Here is a 15,250-nt window from a genome sequence, read left to right on the forward strand (position 1 = left end):
TGAGGAACGAAGCATCTATTCGCGAACTTCGCAGGTGCATTATGCCTGGCGTATAATAGATTCTTCGTTCCTCGGAATGACAGGGGGGGATTCTACTTCACCCAAAAATCCAGCATTTTTTCATCCTCAATATACCCTTCCAGCCTGTCGCCAACCCTTACCCGGCCTACGCCTGCAGGGGTGCCGGTAAATATCAGGTCGCCCTTTTTTAGGGTGATATAGCGGGATACAAAAGAGATGATGCTCTCGAAACTGAAAAGCAGCATATTAGTATTGCCCTGCTGGCGGGTTTCGCCATTAATATCCAGTTTAAAGCTGATATTGTAAATATCGGCAAATTTTGATTTGGGTACAAAGGTACTAACCGGTGCCGAGCCATCGAAAGCCTTGGCCAATTCCCAGGGCAATCCTTTTTCTTTGTGACGGCTTTGGATATCGCGGGCTGTAAAATCAACTCCCAGGCCTATCTCGTCGTAATAGCCGGCAGCAAATTTTTCGCCAATGTGCTTGCCTTCCTTGCTCACTTTAAGTACCAGTTCAATCTCGTGGTGTATGTCTTCCGAAAAATTGGGATGATAAAATGGCTTATTATCTTTTAGAAGTGCGGTGTCGGGCTTCATGAAAATAACCGGGGCAGTTGGCACCGGGTTATTTAACTCTTTGGCATGTTCGGCATAGTTACGGCCTATGGCAATAATTTTCATATAAAATAGATGCTGTAAACACCAAAGGTAAAAAAAAAGGCGGAGTGGTTGAGAGTGGTGAGTTGTGAGTTGAGAGTGGTGAGTTGTGAGTTGTGAGTTGTGAGTTGTGAGTTGTGAGTTGTGAGTTGTGAGTTGTGAGATTACATTATGTAAAATATACCCCCAATCAACCTAATCCAACTTATTCAACCAAATCAACTTATTCAACCAAATCTCACATCTCAAATCTATCATTACCTTTGCCGGATGTTAGAGATCGTATACCGGGATGAATACCTTATTGCTGTTAATAAGCCGCATGGATTGCTGGTACACCGGTCGCCGATTGCGGCGGAGGCCACGGAGTTTGCCTTACAGATGCTGCGCGACCAGATAGGGAAGAAGGTTAACCCGGTACACCGGATAGACAGGAAAACAGGCGGTATTTTACTTTTCGCGCTGGATAAGCAGGTGGAGATAGCTATGCAGCAGGCTTTTATGGATAACAAGGTTCAAAAAAAGTACCTGGCCATTGTTCGCGGCCATACGGTTGATACCGAGGATATTGATTATCCGCTACGAAAAGAGAACGGAACTTTACAGGATGCCTTTACAACATACACTACGCTTAAACGTGCCGAACTCCATGTGCCTTTTGGCGCGCACCCCACATCAAGGTACTCGCTGGTTGAAGCTATACCAACCACTGGCCGTATGCACCAGCTTCGCAAGCATTTTGCCCATATATTTCACCCCATTATTGGCGATCGTACACATGGTTGCAATAAACAAAATAAGTTTTTTACCGAAACCTGGGAGATGAATACCATGTTGCTCCATGCATCGCACCTGGAATTTAGCCACCCGGTTACGGGGCAGCAAATAACTATAAATGCCGGTTTTCAGCCCGAATTTACCAGGGTTATGGAAATAATGGGTTGGTAGTGTTTTTTAACTAAATAAAATAAACAAAAACTGCCTGTATTTGTAGGTTATGCAAATACATTGAACATGACAAAGCCTGTAGAATATATATTATATACAGCAGATGGCGACCGCTATATTACTATTAACCCGGTAACGCAACCCATTCCGGGTGGCAATAAGCAAGCTACCGGTGTTTTTGGCCTGAGCGAAGGCATGGTTGATTTGGGCGATATTGTTTTTGACGATAACATGAACCAATGGGAGTACAGCAGCATGGGCGACCTTACCCACCCGCAAGCCGAGGAAATTGCGAGTTTTATTAAAAGCTATCATGAGCCCGATGCAGAAGGCATGGAACTGGATGAGCATAGCATTGGGTAATCACTTTTACACTTGTTGGTATACTTAAAAAGCTTGGTACCGAATTTGTTTGATTATGCCATCACATGGTGTATTTGGAAATAACGCCTTTGTCATTCCGAACGGAGTGAAGAACCTGTTAACCGACATGCATCGCCGATAGAAAAGTTCGCGAATAGCCTTCACTCGGTTACCCATGAGATATCCCATTTTCCTGTCATCCTGAGGAACGAAGGATCTATCAGCTGTGCATGACCGATAGAAAAGTTCGCGAATAGATGCTTCGTTCCTCAGCATGATAGTCTTTTATTACCCGCATGAAGGACACTTAGCATGTGGGGTGCTGAAACAAGTTCAGCATGACATTGGGGATTAAATCGTTGTTGCTCTTGCTTCAGAGTTTCGCGAAATTTTACAACTCAATATGACAGTCTTCTTATTTTGAGCGCCATTCTCCGCTTTAGAGTTCTGCCAAATATTAGTTCAAACTATGCTCAATATCCCCGGCCTTCAACAAACATGCTTTTACTGTACTAACAATGTCGGTAAGGCTAAAGGGCTTGGCTACAAAGGCATCAGAGCCGTAGTTGCCCAATGACTCCAGTACGCGGGGGTAAGCCGATACCATAACTACCGGTATGTGTGCCGTGAGCGGGTTGGTTTTTAGCATATGGCAAAGTTCGCCGCCGTTTATGCCAAAAAGAATATAATCTAATATCACCAGGTCAGCATTAAAAGTTATGACCGATTTGCATATATCAGCGGTATAATTTAAAATTTCAATCTCGTAACCCTCCATCTCGAGCACGTCTTTCATCACCTCAAGGATATCTTCGCTATCATCGAGTATCAAGATTTTTTTAGACATTTTTTATATAATTGGTGCTCCTTATAACGTATGGCCGGTATCATTTGTTTCTTGCGGCTGCAACCTGTTATGATAATATTTTGAAATACAGTCAAATAAATTTTGCGGTAACAAGCTTCTTACAAAAGGAAGACAATTTTACCATAACAAGGCTGCATAGTTACATCCGGCAATATGGTTAGCCTGTTTTAAGGCCTGTTATTAAAGCGGTTACAGTTTGCAGTACCTTATCAAGGCTTGCGGGGGTGTTGGTAACCTTGGCTATCATAATACCGCCTTCAATCAGCGCTATCATAGATAGGGCGGTGCCGCTTAAATCGGCATCGGGCTTAAACTCACCTGCATCGATACCCGCCCGGATAAGGTTTTCTATCGATTTTTGCCAGCGGAGTACCGCCTGGGCGGCCTTATCTTTTAACATAGGGTTAGTATCGTCGGCATCAACGGCAGTATTCAAAATGGGGCAGCCGCCTGCCGGGAATGTAGCCCTGGTAAAGCTGTGGTACACCTGGGCATAAACAAGCAGCTTATCGTAATAAGTGCCGGCTTTTTGAATGCGGTCCTGGATCTGTTTTCTCAGGATAGCCGAGTTATGATCAAATGCCGCCGCGGCAACTTCCTCTTTATTGGCAAAGTTGCCATAAATGCTGCCCTTGGTAAGGCCGGTAGCATCAGTTAAATCAGACAATGAAGTGCCGGCATATCCTTTTTTATTGAAGATGGGCGCGGTGGTTTCTACAATGAACTTGCGGGTGCGTTCGGCTTTTGATAATTCCTTTTCCATAATACAAATATACCGGTTGGTATTTGAATTGTTGAGATTTTTGAGTGTATGTTGTTTTTATATAGATTATCGAATGGAAAATCAATGTCAGCTTTGAGCCTTCTGCCTTCTGCTTTTAGTCTCTATATAATTCCTTTAATGATCGCTCACCAAAACCACCGGCCCTGCCTGTTTTTTACGATCGAGCACCAGCAGCAATAAAGGCATAGCCAATACAAATAACAGCCCTACAAAAATATAGGCATCCAGATAACTCATCAGGAACGATTGCCTGTCTATACCGTTATTTACTACAGCCATCGCCTTGTGTTGCGCTTCTATCAGGGTGCCGCTTTTGCCGGCAAAGTATTGGGTTAGGCCATGGATGCGTTGGGTGGCCTGCGGGTTGTAAATGCTGATGTCGGCGATGAGGTCATTACGGTGCGATCCAAAACGATGGGCCACATAAGTATTGATCATAGCGATACCGAACGAGCCCCCAAGCTGCCGCATCATATTGTTTAATGCCGATCCCTGCGGAACATCTTTGGCATCCAACCCTGATACTGCCAATGCCGTAAGCGGAACGGTTAAAAAAGCTAACCCCAAAGCCCTGAATATAAGTATCCTGGCCAGGTTTCCGGGTGTTGCTTCGAGGTTAAGGCCCGACATCAGGAAGCTGAAAATTATAAATAATACGAAGCCGGTTGTAATAATTATTAATGGCGACACACCTCGTTTAAGTAAGGTAGCCGAAAATAGCAGACCAAAAATAGCCAATATAGCACCCGGTAGTAAGGTAAGCCCCGTTATAGTAGGCGGGAACAGTAATACCCGTTGTGCCAGCACCGGTGTTAAAAACACCGATGTAAACAGGCCCACGCCTGTTACTGCAGTAAGTATTGCAGCAACGGCCAGCGATTTGCTTTTAAGTACGCGCAAATCGATAACCGGATTGGGGATGGTAAGCTCCCACCAGATAAAAGTGAGAATGCTGAATACGGCAATAACCGTTAACGCTACGATGTAACCGGCAGAAAACCAATCATCAGTTTCGCCGCGCTCCAACACGGTTTGGAGCGAGCCGATGCCTATAACCAGCAGCAGTATGCCCCACCAGTCGACCGCTTTTGGTTCAACTTTAATCTCCGGTTCGGTAACCAGTAAAATGCTGGATACTGCAACGGCGATGCCTATGGGGATGTTGATGAAAAAGATCCAGGGCCAGGAATAGTTTTCGGTGATGAACCCGCCAAGGGTGGGGCCAATGGTTGGCCCTAAAAATACCCCAACGCCAAACAGCGCGCTGGCAATACCCGCGCGGGCCTTGCCATATACCTCAAAAACAATGGCCTGGGATACCGATAATAAAGCGCCGCCGCCAATGCCCTGCAAAAAACGGAACAATACCAGCGTCCAGATATTAGATGCTACCCCGCACATGGCCGAAAAAAAGGTAAAGGCGATAATGGAGCCTATATAATAATTGCGCCTGCCAAGTTTGGTGGCTAAAAAGCTGGTCATGGGGATGACGATGATATTGGCTATGGCATACGCGGTGATAACCCAGGAGGTATCCTCGAGCGTTGATCCCAAATTACCACTCATGTGCGAGAGTGCTACATTGACGATAGAGGTATCAATGAGCTCCATCATGGCAGCGGTAATAACTGTGATAATGAGGATGCTTTTTTTCATGGCGGATTCGGTAAATGCCATAAATTATACCGATTGGTATAACTTATGGCAAATTTTTTATTGGGTGATTAATCCCTTGGCGAATTGATCACCCTTAAAGCTTCATCGGGATTGGATAAGTACAGCCTGTAAAATTGCTCGGTACCGGCAACACGGATTTCGTAGGTGTCGCTTGCTAAGCCGGCTAAAAACTCATCGGCAACCTGGGCAGGGGGGATGCCATTTTTACCACCAATTTCGGCAGAGAATTCAGTATCAACCAGTGGAGGCATCAGCTCAAAAACTTTTATGCCGGTTTCGGCCAATGCTAATCTTAAGGCCCTTGTGTAGGCATGTAACGCAGCTTTTGTAGCGCCATAAGTAGCTAGTTTGGTGCTTGGCGCAAACGCTACTATTGAAGATACATTTACGATAGCGGCCTCGCTTTGTTTTTTAAGTGATGGCAGCAGTTTTTCGTTGAGGCGCATAACTGACAGGTAGTTGGTCAGCATTTCTTCGCCGGCTTTTTCAAAGGTGTCGGTATCGGTAAGCAGGTCGTTCAGGTTTGCTGCGCCAGCGTTATTGATTACTATGTTCAGTTCGGGGAAATTGGTAGTTAGTTTGGCTACCAGTTTTTCTACATCTTCGGCGTTGGATACGTCGGCGGTGATAGTGCTAACGTTCTGCAATTGGGCAGCAGCTTTTTGTAAGCGGGCTTCGTTACGGCCAATAATGATAACATGATTATCTGCTGATAACTTTTTTGCTAACTCAAAACCTATGCCGGCACTGCCGCCGGTAATGAGTATGGTGTTTTTTGAAGTTTTCATTGTTTTGCGTTGAGTGATTAAATTCAACACGACAAAAATATACCAATCGGTATATTTTTGCAATAGCTAATCTTCATCCTTGTGTCATCATTATCAGATGGCTTTTTTAGCGGTTATACCTTGCGCTTTTTAAAGCTGCAAAACAGGAAGTTTTGTTTTGTTGCAAAGGGAGTAATATGGTCTTCGGTAATACAGGTTACCTTTTCAAAATGCTCATCAAATATGGCCTGCAACTGTTGTTCTGCGTATTGTTTAATGGCTAACCCGCTGCATTTTTCGGGGCCGTTTTCAGAAAATGTGCCGATGACTAAATAATCGCTGACTGCTTTTGTGGCAATATTTAAGTAGCGGGCAATTTGATCCTGCGTTGTCAGGAAGTGGAAGGCCGCCCGGTCATGCCAAAGGGCGTAGGTTTCTGTGGGTTCAAAATTGGTAACATCGCAAACTATCCAGGTAACCTGGCTGCTTTTCTTGCCAAGCCTTGCCTTTGCTTTGGCTAAGGCCGCTTCGGAGATATCCAACACGGTAATGTTGGTGTAACCTTCCTGCAGCAGGAAATCAACCAGTTTGCTGTCGCCGCCGCCGATGTCGATTATCTTGTCGGTTTTTGCTAAATGGAAGCCACGAATAAAATTAAGCGAGGTTTGCGGTACGGCTTGCGTCCAGCTTACCTGGCCGGGATTTTTGGTGAGATATACCCGTTCCCAATGTTCTTTTTTATCTTCTTCCATAGATAATTAATGTTCATATTTGAGCAAACGAAGTTGCTGATAAACACCCGAAACATGAAAAATAAATATTTTGGAGCTTTGCTAAGCTTCATTTTTGTAGTTTTATTAAGTACAAACGCCAGGGCGCAAACCTCGCCGGCGACTATGCCAACGTTAGGCGTTACTACCCCCTGGACAGAAAGTCAATTACTGGAACCGGCTGCCTTAGCTGCTAACTTAAAAACAGGTACAACAGCCCCTGTTATCTTTAACATTGGTGCTGTAGAAGATATTAAAGGCGCTACCCACATTGGCGCAGTAAACAAACTGGAAAACCTGGAAAAGTTACGAACAGTTGTTGCCAATTTACCCAAAAATACCGCGATTGTTATTTACTGCGGATGTTGCCCATTTGTTAAATGCCCCAACATTCGCCCGGCTTTTTCCGAATTGCAAAAATTAGGGTTTACCGATGTAAATCTGCTTAACCTGGCCACCAATTTGAAAACCAACTGGGTTGATAAAGGGTATCCGTTGGAGTAATAGGTGGTAGATGGAGTAAAGATGGAAGGGGTATGTACTCTTTATGTATAAATATCCACTGTCATCCTGAACGATAGTGAAGGATCTATTCTACGCCTTGCAAAGTTCGCGAATAGATGCTTCGTACCTCAGCATGACAGGGGCGGGGGGTTACGGCAATATAAACACCGACAAACTCCTTGGGCCGTGGGCGCCAATAACCAGCGATTGTTCAATATCTGCAGTTTTTGATGGACCGGCGATGAATGCACCATAGCCATACGTTGCGCTGCCAATTTTTTCATATGCCTGCGCCATGGTGGGCACCAATTTAGTTTTACTGATTACTACGGCCAGGTGTTGGGCAATAAAGGGCAATACTCTTACGGTCATATCCTCTTCTGTGAGCCATAATGCCCCGTTTTCTGCAACGCCGAGATTTGAGCGGAGGATGCACAATTCCACATCGGCAAAGCTGTGGGATAATTCGTGTTTTACATCGGCAGCATAGGTGTATTCGTCTAATTCCTTGATGCCTGATATGATTTTTACACCGGGTTTAAACTCTTTGCGAAGGATGTTTTGGATGGCTTCGTAGCCGGGCACTTCGTATACAAAACTGCCCCCTGCGGTGCCGATGGTTTTGTATTTTTCAACCAGGTTATCGTTGGTGGATGTCAGGGTGCTTAAAACCTCAAGGGCAGGTAAATCTGCCCGGCTAAACTGGTTGGCTTTTACGGCTGCTAATATGTTTTCGCGGCTGCTCATTTGTTATTTTCCTTTCTTTTGGCATACCACTCGCCAAATGATTGTTCGGGCGCTTTGGGCATTTCGCGGTGCTTGTACCATGGGTTGGCACCGTTATTAACCGCGAAGGGTGCATATTTGAACGTAAAACGCCCCATTTTGCCTGCCGCCCGGTAAATCATGGGCGAGGATAGGGTAAAAGCCATACCTTTCATGGCTAAAGTTTTTGCTTTGGGCGTATAACCTGCCTTAACAATTACCTGCCGCCATTTATACAACTGGTCGTGAATATCAATTTTAACCGGACACACATTGCTGCACGAGCCGCACAGGGTAGAGGCAAAAGGCAGGTCGGCATATTTTTCCATATCAAGGTTGGGTGCCAGGATGCTACCTATAGGGCCGGCAACCGCGGTATGGTAACTGTGGCCGCCGCTTTTGCGGTATACGGGGCAGGTGTTCATACAAGCCCCGCAACGGATACATTTTAACGAATTGCGGAAATCTTCGCGGCCCAGCTGGATGCTGCGGCCGTTATCAACTATCACAATATGGATCTCTTTACCATCCTGCGGTTTGCTGAAATGGCTTGAGTAGGTGGTAATAGGCTGCCCGGTGGCGCTGCGGGTAAGCAAGCGCAAAAATACGCCAAGGTGTTTACGCTCGGGAATGATCTTTTCGATACCCATGGATGCAATATGGATTTCGGCCAGGTGGGCGCCCATATCGGCATTACCCTCGTTGGTGCATATTACAAACTCGCCGGTTTCGGCAATGGCAAAGTTAACGCCGGTTAGGGCCGCGCGGCGGGTCAGGAACACTTCGCGAAGGTGTTGGCGGGCAGTTTCGGTTAATATTTTAGGATCTGATTCGCCTTTGGCCGAGCCTAAGTGCTCGTGAAAAATGTCGCCTATTTCTTCCTTTTTCTTGTGGATACAAGGCAGTACGATATGGCTTGGCGGTTCGCCGGCCAGTTGTACGATGCGTTCGCCCAGGTCGGAGTCGATAACATCTATACCCTGTTTTAACAGGTATTCATTAAGGTGACACTCCTCGGTAAGCATCGATTTGCTTTTTACCATGCGGCTTATGCCGCGTTTTTCCAGCAGGGTGTAAATGATTTTGTTGTGCTCTTCGGCATTGGCAGCCCAATGTATTATTATGCCGTTGTTAATAGCCTTTGCCTCAAATTGCTCCAGGTAAGTGCTCAGGTTTGATAGTACGTTGTTTTTAATTTGTGAGGCTGTTTCGCGCAGCAGTTCCCACTCGGGCAGTTTATGTGCTGCAATATCACGTTTGGCGCGAACCCACCATAGGGTTTCGTCGTGCCAGTCAACCCGTGGCTCGTCGCGGTTAAATATGGCGGCTAATTGAGGATGATCTTTTGTTGCGGTGCTGCTCATTTAGATACTGTGGTTTAAAATTTCGGCAACATGAATTACTTTAACATCGCTGTTTTGGCGGCGCAGGATGCCTTCCAGGTGCATCAGACAGCTTAAATCGGCCGAGGTGATGTATTGTGCCCCGTGTTCAATATGGTCGTCTACACGGTCTTTACCCATTTTGGATGACACGGCTTCTTCAACCACACAAAAGGTACCACCGAAGCCGCAACAATCATCGGCCCGGCTTAAGGGTACCAACTCCAGGCCTTTAACCATCCCCAGTAATTGAGCTGGTTTACTAAACGGCGGGGCCACCAGTTCGGTCATTTGCGAAATGTGTAAACCACGCAAACCATGGCAGCTTTGATGCATACCCACTTTGTAGGGGAAACTGGCCTCCAGGTTTTTTACCTGTAATATATCTACCAAAAATTCGGTAAGTTCAAAAACACGCTTACGGATTTCGAGAGCCATGGCCTCGTTTTCGTGTGAATGCAGGTGTTCTTTAATGTGTAGTGTGCAACTGCCGGACGGACAAACAATATAATCGTAACCGGTAAAATTATCGATGAATAAATTATTACAGCCGCCGGTAAGGTGCTCATAGCCGCTATTGGCCATAGGTTGCCCGCAGCAGGTTTGGTTTTTAGGGTAATGAACTTCGCATCCCAGCTTCTCCAGCAATTCCAGGGTTGCAATGGCAGCCTGTGGATAAAACTGGTCTACATAGCAGGGAACAAATAAAGCTACCTTCATTTTTGTGTTTATTTCAATTGGTTAAAGCAATAATAACGCATATAGTTTGCATAACTATCCTTATGTATCTGCAAAGTATAGTTGTATATTAAGGTACCCAAAATACAGATATAGCAGGCGACCGTTATTCAGTTTTTTTTGCAAAAGGATACGGGAGATTGGCGTATTTGGATAGTGGAATAATCCATCAGGTAAAAGAAAAAGTGAATGATGGTGGTTAAGGTAAGGATTTCAACTCCCGGAAGATAAGCTCAGCTTAACTCGTGGGTATCTCGCGGTTTAAGTTTTTGACTTAGTTCAGCTGAAAGCTGAAACCATGCGACCCACGAGCTGGAAGCTCGCGGGAGCGATGAGGTTTTTATTTTATTGAGTTGATTTTTAAAGAGATAGTGAATTATTTGAAAATATTCTACTATATCTATAGGAATTATATAAATAATGATTATGTTTGCATCGTCAACACAGACAAATCGTTCTTTATTTAACTTATCAAGAAAGACTGAGGGAAAGGCCCAAAGACGTCTTAGCAACCTATACATCCGCATAATGTAAAAGGTGCTAATTCCTGCTCCATTCAACGGAGAAAGATAACATACCATCTTCGCCCCCTGCCAATCTAATAAGTGATTTTATAGTTTTTTAAGTCGCGTGACCGAGAGGATAGGTGGGGGTCTGCAAAACCCTAAACGGCAGTTCGAATCTGCCCGCGACGTCTATTTTAGCTGAAAGCTAAAGGCGTAAAGCACAAAGCTTTCTTTTTGAGTTGAAAGCTAAAAGTCGAAAGCACAAAGCCTTTTTTGCGCATTGTCAGGCTTTGAGCCTTAAGCATTCTGCATTTAGCTTCTTTATTAAGCGGAAAGCCTAAGGCTGAAAGCTTAAAGCCTTTTATCGCGTTGTTAAACTGAAAGCACAAAGCTATTTTATTGCTTTATTTGGGCTTTGAGCCTTAAGCCTTCTGCTTTAAGCTTCTTCTACAAATTTCCTATTGTATATCTTGTTGAGATCCTCAGGTAAGGATATTTCTTATTCACATCGGGATAATCATGATAGTTTCCCTCTAACCTAAAATAGCCCGATTCGGCTGCTATGGATAGGCCTTTGATAAACATATAGCTAACCTCGTTGCTAAAAGTATGTAAAAAATAATGCGATTTATTGCCGTTTACGGTTATCATCCAGCCGCCCCTGTAATTTGCACTGTATGATAATTTATTTAACAGCTTTATCGTTCCGCCCCCGTTTACAGAGAAACCCGGCCCGTAATCATAATTACGGTTATTGTATAAGTATTGATCGGGTACGGCTGCTAAAAGAATAGGGCCCGCCCCAAGGTTGCCATTTATTTTTATATCATCTGTTAGTTTAAGCTCGGAGAATAAATTAAATTTTACGCTTTGCGCACCGTAAAAAAATGCCTGGTTGCGTATATAGTCATAATTAGCAGATAATATCACCAGGTTTTGCATTTTATCCTGGTCAATTACAGAAACATCCCAGCCGGTAAGTGAACCGTATACACTTATCACATTAACCGAGCTGCTATCGTCCTTACCAAATTCGGCAGTTATAGATATGTTGCTGAAAGGTTTCCTGAAACCCTCATTAGGCACGCCATATAATAATGCCGCCCGGCCAAACCAGCCAAACCGGCCGTGCTCAAACGGGCTTACCGATTGCGAATTAAATATTCGCCCTCCAAGGTCAAACTCGGCGCCTATTTTTGATGAGTCCCGCTCGGTGGTATTGCCATAAACTTTGCCCCAGGTACCATCCAAAATGCGGTTAAGCCCCCGCATGGGGTTAATTATTAATCCCGCTACTTCGCTGGCCTGCCTTTTAAAACCCCGCTGACGGTTGTTTACAATACGGCTGGACAAGCGAAAAGTCATCTCGCCTAACACTATACCACCAAAACTGGTATTTATAAAATCGTTGGGGGCCGGCGCCTGGTTTTCGGCAAAGGTTTCCCAAAGGTAGCTACCCGCCATGGTAGCCGGTACCGATTGCCAAAAGCTAAAACCATTACTGCGGAACGCGCTGTAAAATAAGCTGCCGTGATAGGGGTGCCCAAACTGATTGGTTTGAAAAGGATCGTTATCATATTCCCAGTTGCCGGGGTTAAGGTTGTGGCTTACACTTTTCCAGTTTATACGGGCGTAATCCTTGTTGGCTATATACCGGTCAAAAATCCAGGGGGTAATTTCGGCTATGCCCAGTTCGAGGGCCGCTCGGCCAAACCTGCGTTTTACGGTGGTATCCCGAATGTCGCGGTAGTAGCGCAGTTTTACCTCGGGTTTTTGGTCGAATATGTTGTTTTGGGCAAACAAGGGGCTGATGCTACAAAAAAATATAAAGCTGAATATTATTGATTTTTTTGAGGGGTGAAGATCGGCTAATTTCATGGGGCAGATATCAGGCGGTATAAGAGAGAATTTTCATACACAAGCACCTGAGCCCCGAAATTGTTTTGGCGGATATTACAATAATGTTAAATGATTGTAACCAAGTACCGTGTATGGGATTTAAACGCGGCTGGAGAAAGAAGAATGACCGGATGAAAGCTATTTCATGATACGGAATAGAACACCTCACTTACAAATTACATAACAGTAACTTGCAAATTACATAGATTCAACTTACAATTTACATAAAATAGGCGAAAAATCGCGTCTGAATGTTGTTGCTGATTCTATATCAGGATAAGTTGCAGCTTTGAAAAAGTATAAAATTGACAGCGTAAACTCTTGTCCGAAATCAACAGAAATTCAAAAATGATTATCTTTAAGCGCTTAACCTGCATTAAGCGTATCAAAACCAACTATCCCGATTAACCATGAAAATTTTTAATATCGTATTTGTTGTGCTGTTCGTCATTTTTGCGGGCTTGCAATATAATGATCCCGACCCTTACATCTGGGTTCCGATATATTTATACAGTGCAGTGTTTTGCTACCTGGCTGCCAAACAAAAGTTTTACCCTATAGGCTACGCCATTGGTATTGTAATGTACCTGGCTTATGCAATTTATAAGGTTTTTGATAATAATGGCCTTATTGATTGGTTTGAGCAACACCATGCCGAAAGCCTGGTTGAAAGTATGAAAGCCGAAAAACCATGGATTGAGGAAACCCGTGAATTTTTTGGCTTGCTCATATGCGTTGCCGTATTAGGCACCAACTGGGTTTACGGAGCAAGGCTGAAGAAGAAATAATATTGAGAAGGCTCCCTGGCTTCCTTTCGCAGGTATTACAAATACGATAGTCCGTTATATCCGCCATGGATATAATATACGGGTTCAAAATTATGTTCGTCCGCAGCCAGTTCACAGCTTACCTGCATGGTGGTAAAGGTTACATCTCCAAAAATGTTGGCTATGGCGGTGTCGGCGGCATCGCGGCCGGTGGCAATTTTTATAAGGCCGTTTAGCGGCACCAGTTTGGTCGCATCAAAAAGGATCCATTTGCCGCCAAGGTAAGCCTCAAAACAGGCGTGGAAGTCGGCAGGATACAAATGATAGGCATAGCCTGTAAAATAGCGTGCCGGGATGGTTAAAGCGCGACAAAGGGCAATACCCAGGTGGGCAAAATCACGGCAAACGCCAACCTGTTCGGTAACGGTGTCAAAAGCTGATGTTTGCGAATTGCTGTACCCGCTTAAATATTGTACATTATTATGGATCCAATCGGTAAGGGTAACTACTTTTTCAAACGGATTGGTAATGTGCCCAAACAGGTTGTGCGACAGGCGGTATAATTTATCCGACTGGCAATAACGGCTGGGGTTTAAATAGGGGAGCACCGACGAATCCAGTTGGGCCACCAATGTTTCCTGTTGCTGCGAGTAATCGGTAAGCTCATAGCAGTTATCAACCAAAGCCCTGTACGTAACTTTAATGGTGCCCTGTTCATACACCTCAAAGCGCATCAGCCGGTTTTCGCCCTGTGCCGATATAATTTCTTCAATCTTGCAATAAGGTTCAACCGTAAACTCCTCGTTTAAAACCGTTTGATTTGGGGTACGTAACGCGTGTATATTTAATATCAATGTGCCCGGCGCCCGTACTACATATTCCATTTGGGTAAACACATTGAATCTCATTTTATCAGCTTTCGGTTTTAATTTCTTCTAATTTGTTAAAGGTCGCGTCCATCCAATCTTCAGAGATATGCTCCAAAGCCAGTTTCAGTTCTTCGGCCCATTGGGTCGATATATATTCCAGGTCTCTCTTTTCGTAACGTTGCTGAATGATCTCAAAGCTATCCTTTTTGTAAAGGGCTACATCAATCGGGAAATCCACATTATTGGAGCTCACCCTTGTCGAATCGAACGAAAGAAAACCTGTTTTAAGGGCCAGTTTCAGGCTGCTGTCTTCGGTAAGGATGCGGTTTAATATCGCCTTGCCATGGCCCGAATTGCCAATAACTACATAAGGCGCTCCCTGCCCCAGCTCAACCCAGTTGCCTTCGGGGTATAGCAAAAAAAGTTTATGCTCATCATCGTCCTTTAGCTGTCCGCCTATTATCGTGTTCAGGTCGAACCGGAAACCAGCGGCTTCCAATGATGCCTTGTCTTCTGCAATTACCCGCTTTACCTGCTCGCCAAAGGCGTTTACGGCTTTGTACATTTTGTTAAACTCCTTGGTCTCCAGCAGTTCGTTAAAATAAACGATGGCTTTATCCCTTGCCGAGCGCAAGCCGCTTGTCATGATAAAAAGCGAAAAATGATCTTTTTGCTCTATAGTGATCTTCTTTTTTACCGTAGTATCTGTACCCGAGGTTATGCGGGTATCGGCAATGGCCAATAAACCTTCTTTAACCTTAATTCCGAGGCAATAAGTCATTTTTATCCTGTTCGATTTATTATAAATTCAATAATGCCAAAGTAGGGAAAAGAATCGGAGAAAATAGAATCAAGAGTCAATCAGAATCAAGAGTCAAGAATCAAGAGCCAAGACGTTTAAAAGTATCAAGTAGCGAGTATCAAGTATCAAGATTGATTTGGGGACGCTTAAAAAAGCCGCCG

General features: G+C 44.5%; 16 protein-coding genes, 1 tRNA gene and 1 riboswitch. Of the genes, 5 read left to right on the forward strand and 12 right to left on the reverse strand.

The genetic code is table 11. The features are described 5' to 3' along the window. Positions 1 to 92: 92 nt before the first annotated feature. Positions 93 to 704 (reverse strand): fumarylacetoacetate hydrolase family protein, encoded by a 612-nt coding sequence (locus tag AC1DXF_RS08915; protein ID WP_477447957.1) that lies wholly within the window; start codon positions 702 to 704, stop codon positions 93 to 95. A 246-nt stretch (positions 705 to 950) separates the two neighbouring features. Between AC1DXF_RS08915 and AC1DXF_RS08920 the strand changes: the two genes are divergently transcribed. Both AC1DXF_RS08920 and AC1DXF_RS08925 read left to right on the forward strand, forming a co-directional pair. Further along, a complete protein-coding gene (locus tag AC1DXF_RS08920) occupies positions 951 to 1,628 on the forward strand; it encodes a pseudouridine synthase (RefSeq protein ID WP_477447958.1) in 678 nt (225 codons plus the stop codon). A gap of 66 nt (positions 1,629 to 1,694) precedes the next feature. Further along, positions 1,695 to 1,991, forward strand: coding sequence for a hypothetical protein (locus AC1DXF_RS08925; RefSeq protein ID WP_477447959.1), 297 nt, complete (start codon positions 1,695 to 1,697; stop codon positions 1,989 to 1,991). A 457-nt stretch (positions 1,992 to 2,448) separates the two neighbouring features. Here the strand turns inward: AC1DXF_RS08925 and AC1DXF_RS08930 are convergent, their stop codons facing one another. From AC1DXF_RS08930 to AC1DXF_RS08950, 5 genes are all read right to left on the reverse strand, one after another. After that, complete coding sequence (locus AC1DXF_RS08930) at positions 2,449 to 2,838, reverse strand: response regulator (RefSeq protein ID WP_477447960.1); 390 nt, start codon at positions 2,836 to 2,838, stop codon at positions 2,449 to 2,451. 178 nt (positions 2,839 to 3,016) lie between these two features. Further along, a complete protein-coding gene (locus tag AC1DXF_RS08935; protein WP_477447961.1) occupies positions 3,017 to 3,622 on the reverse strand; it encodes a TetR/AcrR family transcriptional regulator in 606 nt (201 codons plus the stop codon). A 135-nt stretch (positions 3,623 to 3,757) separates the two neighbouring features. Next, a complete protein-coding gene (locus AC1DXF_RS08940) occupies positions 3,758 to 5,299 on the reverse strand; it encodes a DHA2 family efflux MFS transporter permease subunit (protein ID WP_477447962.1) in 1,542 nt (513 codons plus the stop codon). Positions 5,300 to 5,367: 68 nt separating this feature from the next. Next, positions 5,368 to 6,108, reverse strand: coding sequence for an SDR family oxidoreductase (locus AC1DXF_RS08945; protein ID WP_477447963.1), 741 nt, complete (start codon positions 6,106 to 6,108; stop codon positions 5,368 to 5,370). 113 nt (positions 6,109 to 6,221) lie between these two features. After that, entirely contained in the window at positions 6,222 to 6,839 is a 618-nt protein-coding gene (locus AC1DXF_RS08950) for a class I SAM-dependent methyltransferase (protein WP_477447964.1), read from the reverse strand. Between the two features lie 54 nt (positions 6,840 to 6,893). Between AC1DXF_RS08950 and AC1DXF_RS08955 the strand changes: the two genes are divergently transcribed. Continuing rightward, complete coding sequence (locus AC1DXF_RS08955; RefSeq protein ID WP_477447965.1) at positions 6,894 to 7,361, forward strand: rhodanese-like domain-containing protein; 468 nt, start codon at positions 6,894 to 6,896, stop codon at positions 7,359 to 7,361. Positions 7,362 to 7,511: 150 nt separating this feature from the next. Here AC1DXF_RS08955 and AC1DXF_RS08960 read toward each other — a convergent pair whose 3' ends face one another. Genes AC1DXF_RS08960 through AC1DXF_RS08970 form a run of 3 tightly spaced genes read right to left on the reverse strand, consistent with a single transcriptional unit; the run spans position 7,512 to position 10,228 of the window. After that, a complete protein-coding gene (locus tag AC1DXF_RS08960; protein ID WP_477447966.1) occupies positions 7,512 to 8,108 on the reverse strand; it encodes a LutC/YkgG family protein in 597 nt (198 codons plus the stop codon). Next, entirely contained in the window at positions 8,105 to 9,490 is a 1,386-nt protein-coding gene (locus AC1DXF_RS08965; RefSeq protein WP_477447967.1) for a lactate utilization protein B, read from the reverse strand. Before AC1DXF_RS08965 ends, AC1DXF_RS08960 begins: the two co-directional genes overlap by 4 nt. Beyond that, on the reverse strand, positions 9,491 to 10,228 hold the full coding sequence (locus AC1DXF_RS08970; RefSeq protein ID WP_477447968.1) for a (Fe-S)-binding protein: 738 nt from the start codon (positions 10,226 to 10,228) through the stop codon (positions 9,491 to 9,493). A 483-nt stretch (positions 10,229 to 10,711) separates the two neighbouring features. Further along, positions 10,712 to 10,822: riboswitch (SAM riboswitch) on the forward strand. Positions 10,823 to 10,870: 48 nt separating this feature from the next. Here AC1DXF_RS08970 and AC1DXF_RS08975 point away from each other — a divergent pair. Beyond that, positions 10,871 to 10,941, forward strand: a tRNA-Cys gene (locus AC1DXF_RS08975). A 258-nt stretch (positions 10,942 to 11,199) separates the two neighbouring features. Here AC1DXF_RS08975 and AC1DXF_RS08980 read toward each other — a convergent pair. Then, entirely contained in the window at positions 11,200 to 12,630 is a 1,431-nt protein-coding gene (locus tag AC1DXF_RS08980; RefSeq protein ID WP_477447969.1) for a DUF3943 domain-containing protein, read from the reverse strand. 431 nt (positions 12,631 to 13,061) lie between these two features. Between AC1DXF_RS08980 and AC1DXF_RS08985 the strand changes: the two genes are divergently transcribed. Beyond that, a complete protein-coding gene (locus AC1DXF_RS08985) occupies positions 13,062 to 13,439 on the forward strand; it encodes a transmembrane 220 family protein (RefSeq protein WP_477447970.1) in 378 nt (125 codons plus the stop codon). Positions 13,440 to 13,474: 35 nt separating this feature from the next. Here AC1DXF_RS08985 and AC1DXF_RS08990 read toward each other — a convergent pair whose 3' ends face one another. Together AC1DXF_RS08990 and AC1DXF_RS08995 are read right to left on the reverse strand one after the other, a co-directional pair. Then, positions 13,475 to 14,326 (reverse strand): transglutaminase-like domain-containing protein, encoded by an 852-nt coding sequence (locus tag AC1DXF_RS08990; protein WP_477447971.1) that lies wholly within the window; start codon positions 14,324 to 14,326, stop codon positions 13,475 to 13,477. A gap of 4 nt (positions 14,327 to 14,330) precedes the next feature. Next, positions 14,331 to 15,068, reverse strand: a complete 738-nt coding sequence (locus tag AC1DXF_RS08995; RefSeq protein ID WP_477447972.1) for a proteasome-type protease — start codon at positions 15,066 to 15,068, stop codon at positions 14,331 to 14,333. Positions 15,069 to 15,250: the final 182 nt, after the last annotated feature.

This window comes from Mucilaginibacter sp. P2_A5, assembly GCF_056404995.1.

Coding starts and splice junctions, on each gene's coding strand:
- AC1DXF_RS08945 (WP_477447963.1), bottom strand. CDS start 6,108: ATGAAAACTTCAAAAAACACCATACTCATTACCGGCGGCAGTGCCGGC.
- AC1DXF_RS08960 (WP_477447966.1), bottom strand. CDS start 8,108: ATGAGCAGCCGCGAAAACATATTAGCAGCCGTAAAAGCCAACCAGTTT.
- AC1DXF_RS08980 (WP_477447969.1), bottom strand. CDS start 12,630: ATGAAATTAGCCGATCTTCACCCCTCAAAAAAATCAATAATATTCAGC.
- AC1DXF_RS08940 (WP_477447962.1), bottom strand. CDS start 5,299: ATGAAAAAAAGCATCCTCATTATCACAGTTATTACCGCTGCCATGATG.
- AC1DXF_RS08985 (WP_477447970.1), top strand. CDS start 13,062: ATGAAAATTTTTAATATCGTATTTGTTGTGCTGTTCGTCATTTTTGCG.
- AC1DXF_RS08915 (WP_477447957.1), bottom strand. CDS start 704: ATGAAAATTATTGCCATAGGCCGTAACTATGCCGAACATGCCAAAGAG.
- AC1DXF_RS08950 (WP_477447964.1), bottom strand. CDS start 6,839: ATGGAAGAAGATAAAAAAGAACATTGGGAACGGGTATATCTCACCAAA.
- AC1DXF_RS08920 (WP_477447958.1), top strand. CDS start 951: ATGTTAGAGATCGTATACCGGGATGAATACCTTATTGCTGTTAATAAG.
- AC1DXF_RS08935 (WP_477447961.1), bottom strand. CDS start 3,622: ATGGAAAAGGAATTATCAAAAGCCGAACGCACCCGCAAGTTCATTGTA.
- AC1DXF_RS08925 (WP_477447959.1), top strand. CDS start 1,695: ATGACAAAGCCTGTAGAATATATATTATATACAGCAGATGGCGACCGC.
- AC1DXF_RS08965 (WP_477447967.1), bottom strand. CDS start 9,490: ATGAGCAGCACCGCAACAAAAGATCATCCTCAATTAGCCGCCATATTT.
- AC1DXF_RS08995 (WP_477447972.1), bottom strand. CDS start 15,068: ATGACTTATTGCCTCGGAATTAAGGTTAAAGAAGGTTTATTGGCCATT.
- AC1DXF_RS08955 (WP_477447965.1), top strand. CDS start 6,894: ATGAAAAATAAATATTTTGGAGCTTTGCTAAGCTTCATTTTTGTAGTT.
- AC1DXF_RS08970 (WP_477447968.1), bottom strand. CDS start 10,228: ATGAAGGTAGCTTTATTTGTTCCCTGCTATGTAGACCAGTTTTATCCA.
- AC1DXF_RS08990 (WP_477447971.1), bottom strand. CDS start 14,326: ATGAGATTCAATGTGTTTACCCAAATGGAATATGTAGTACGGGCGCCG.
- AC1DXF_RS08930 (WP_477447960.1), bottom strand. CDS start 2,838: ATGTCTAAAAAAATCTTGATACTCGATGATAGCGAAGATATCCTTGAG.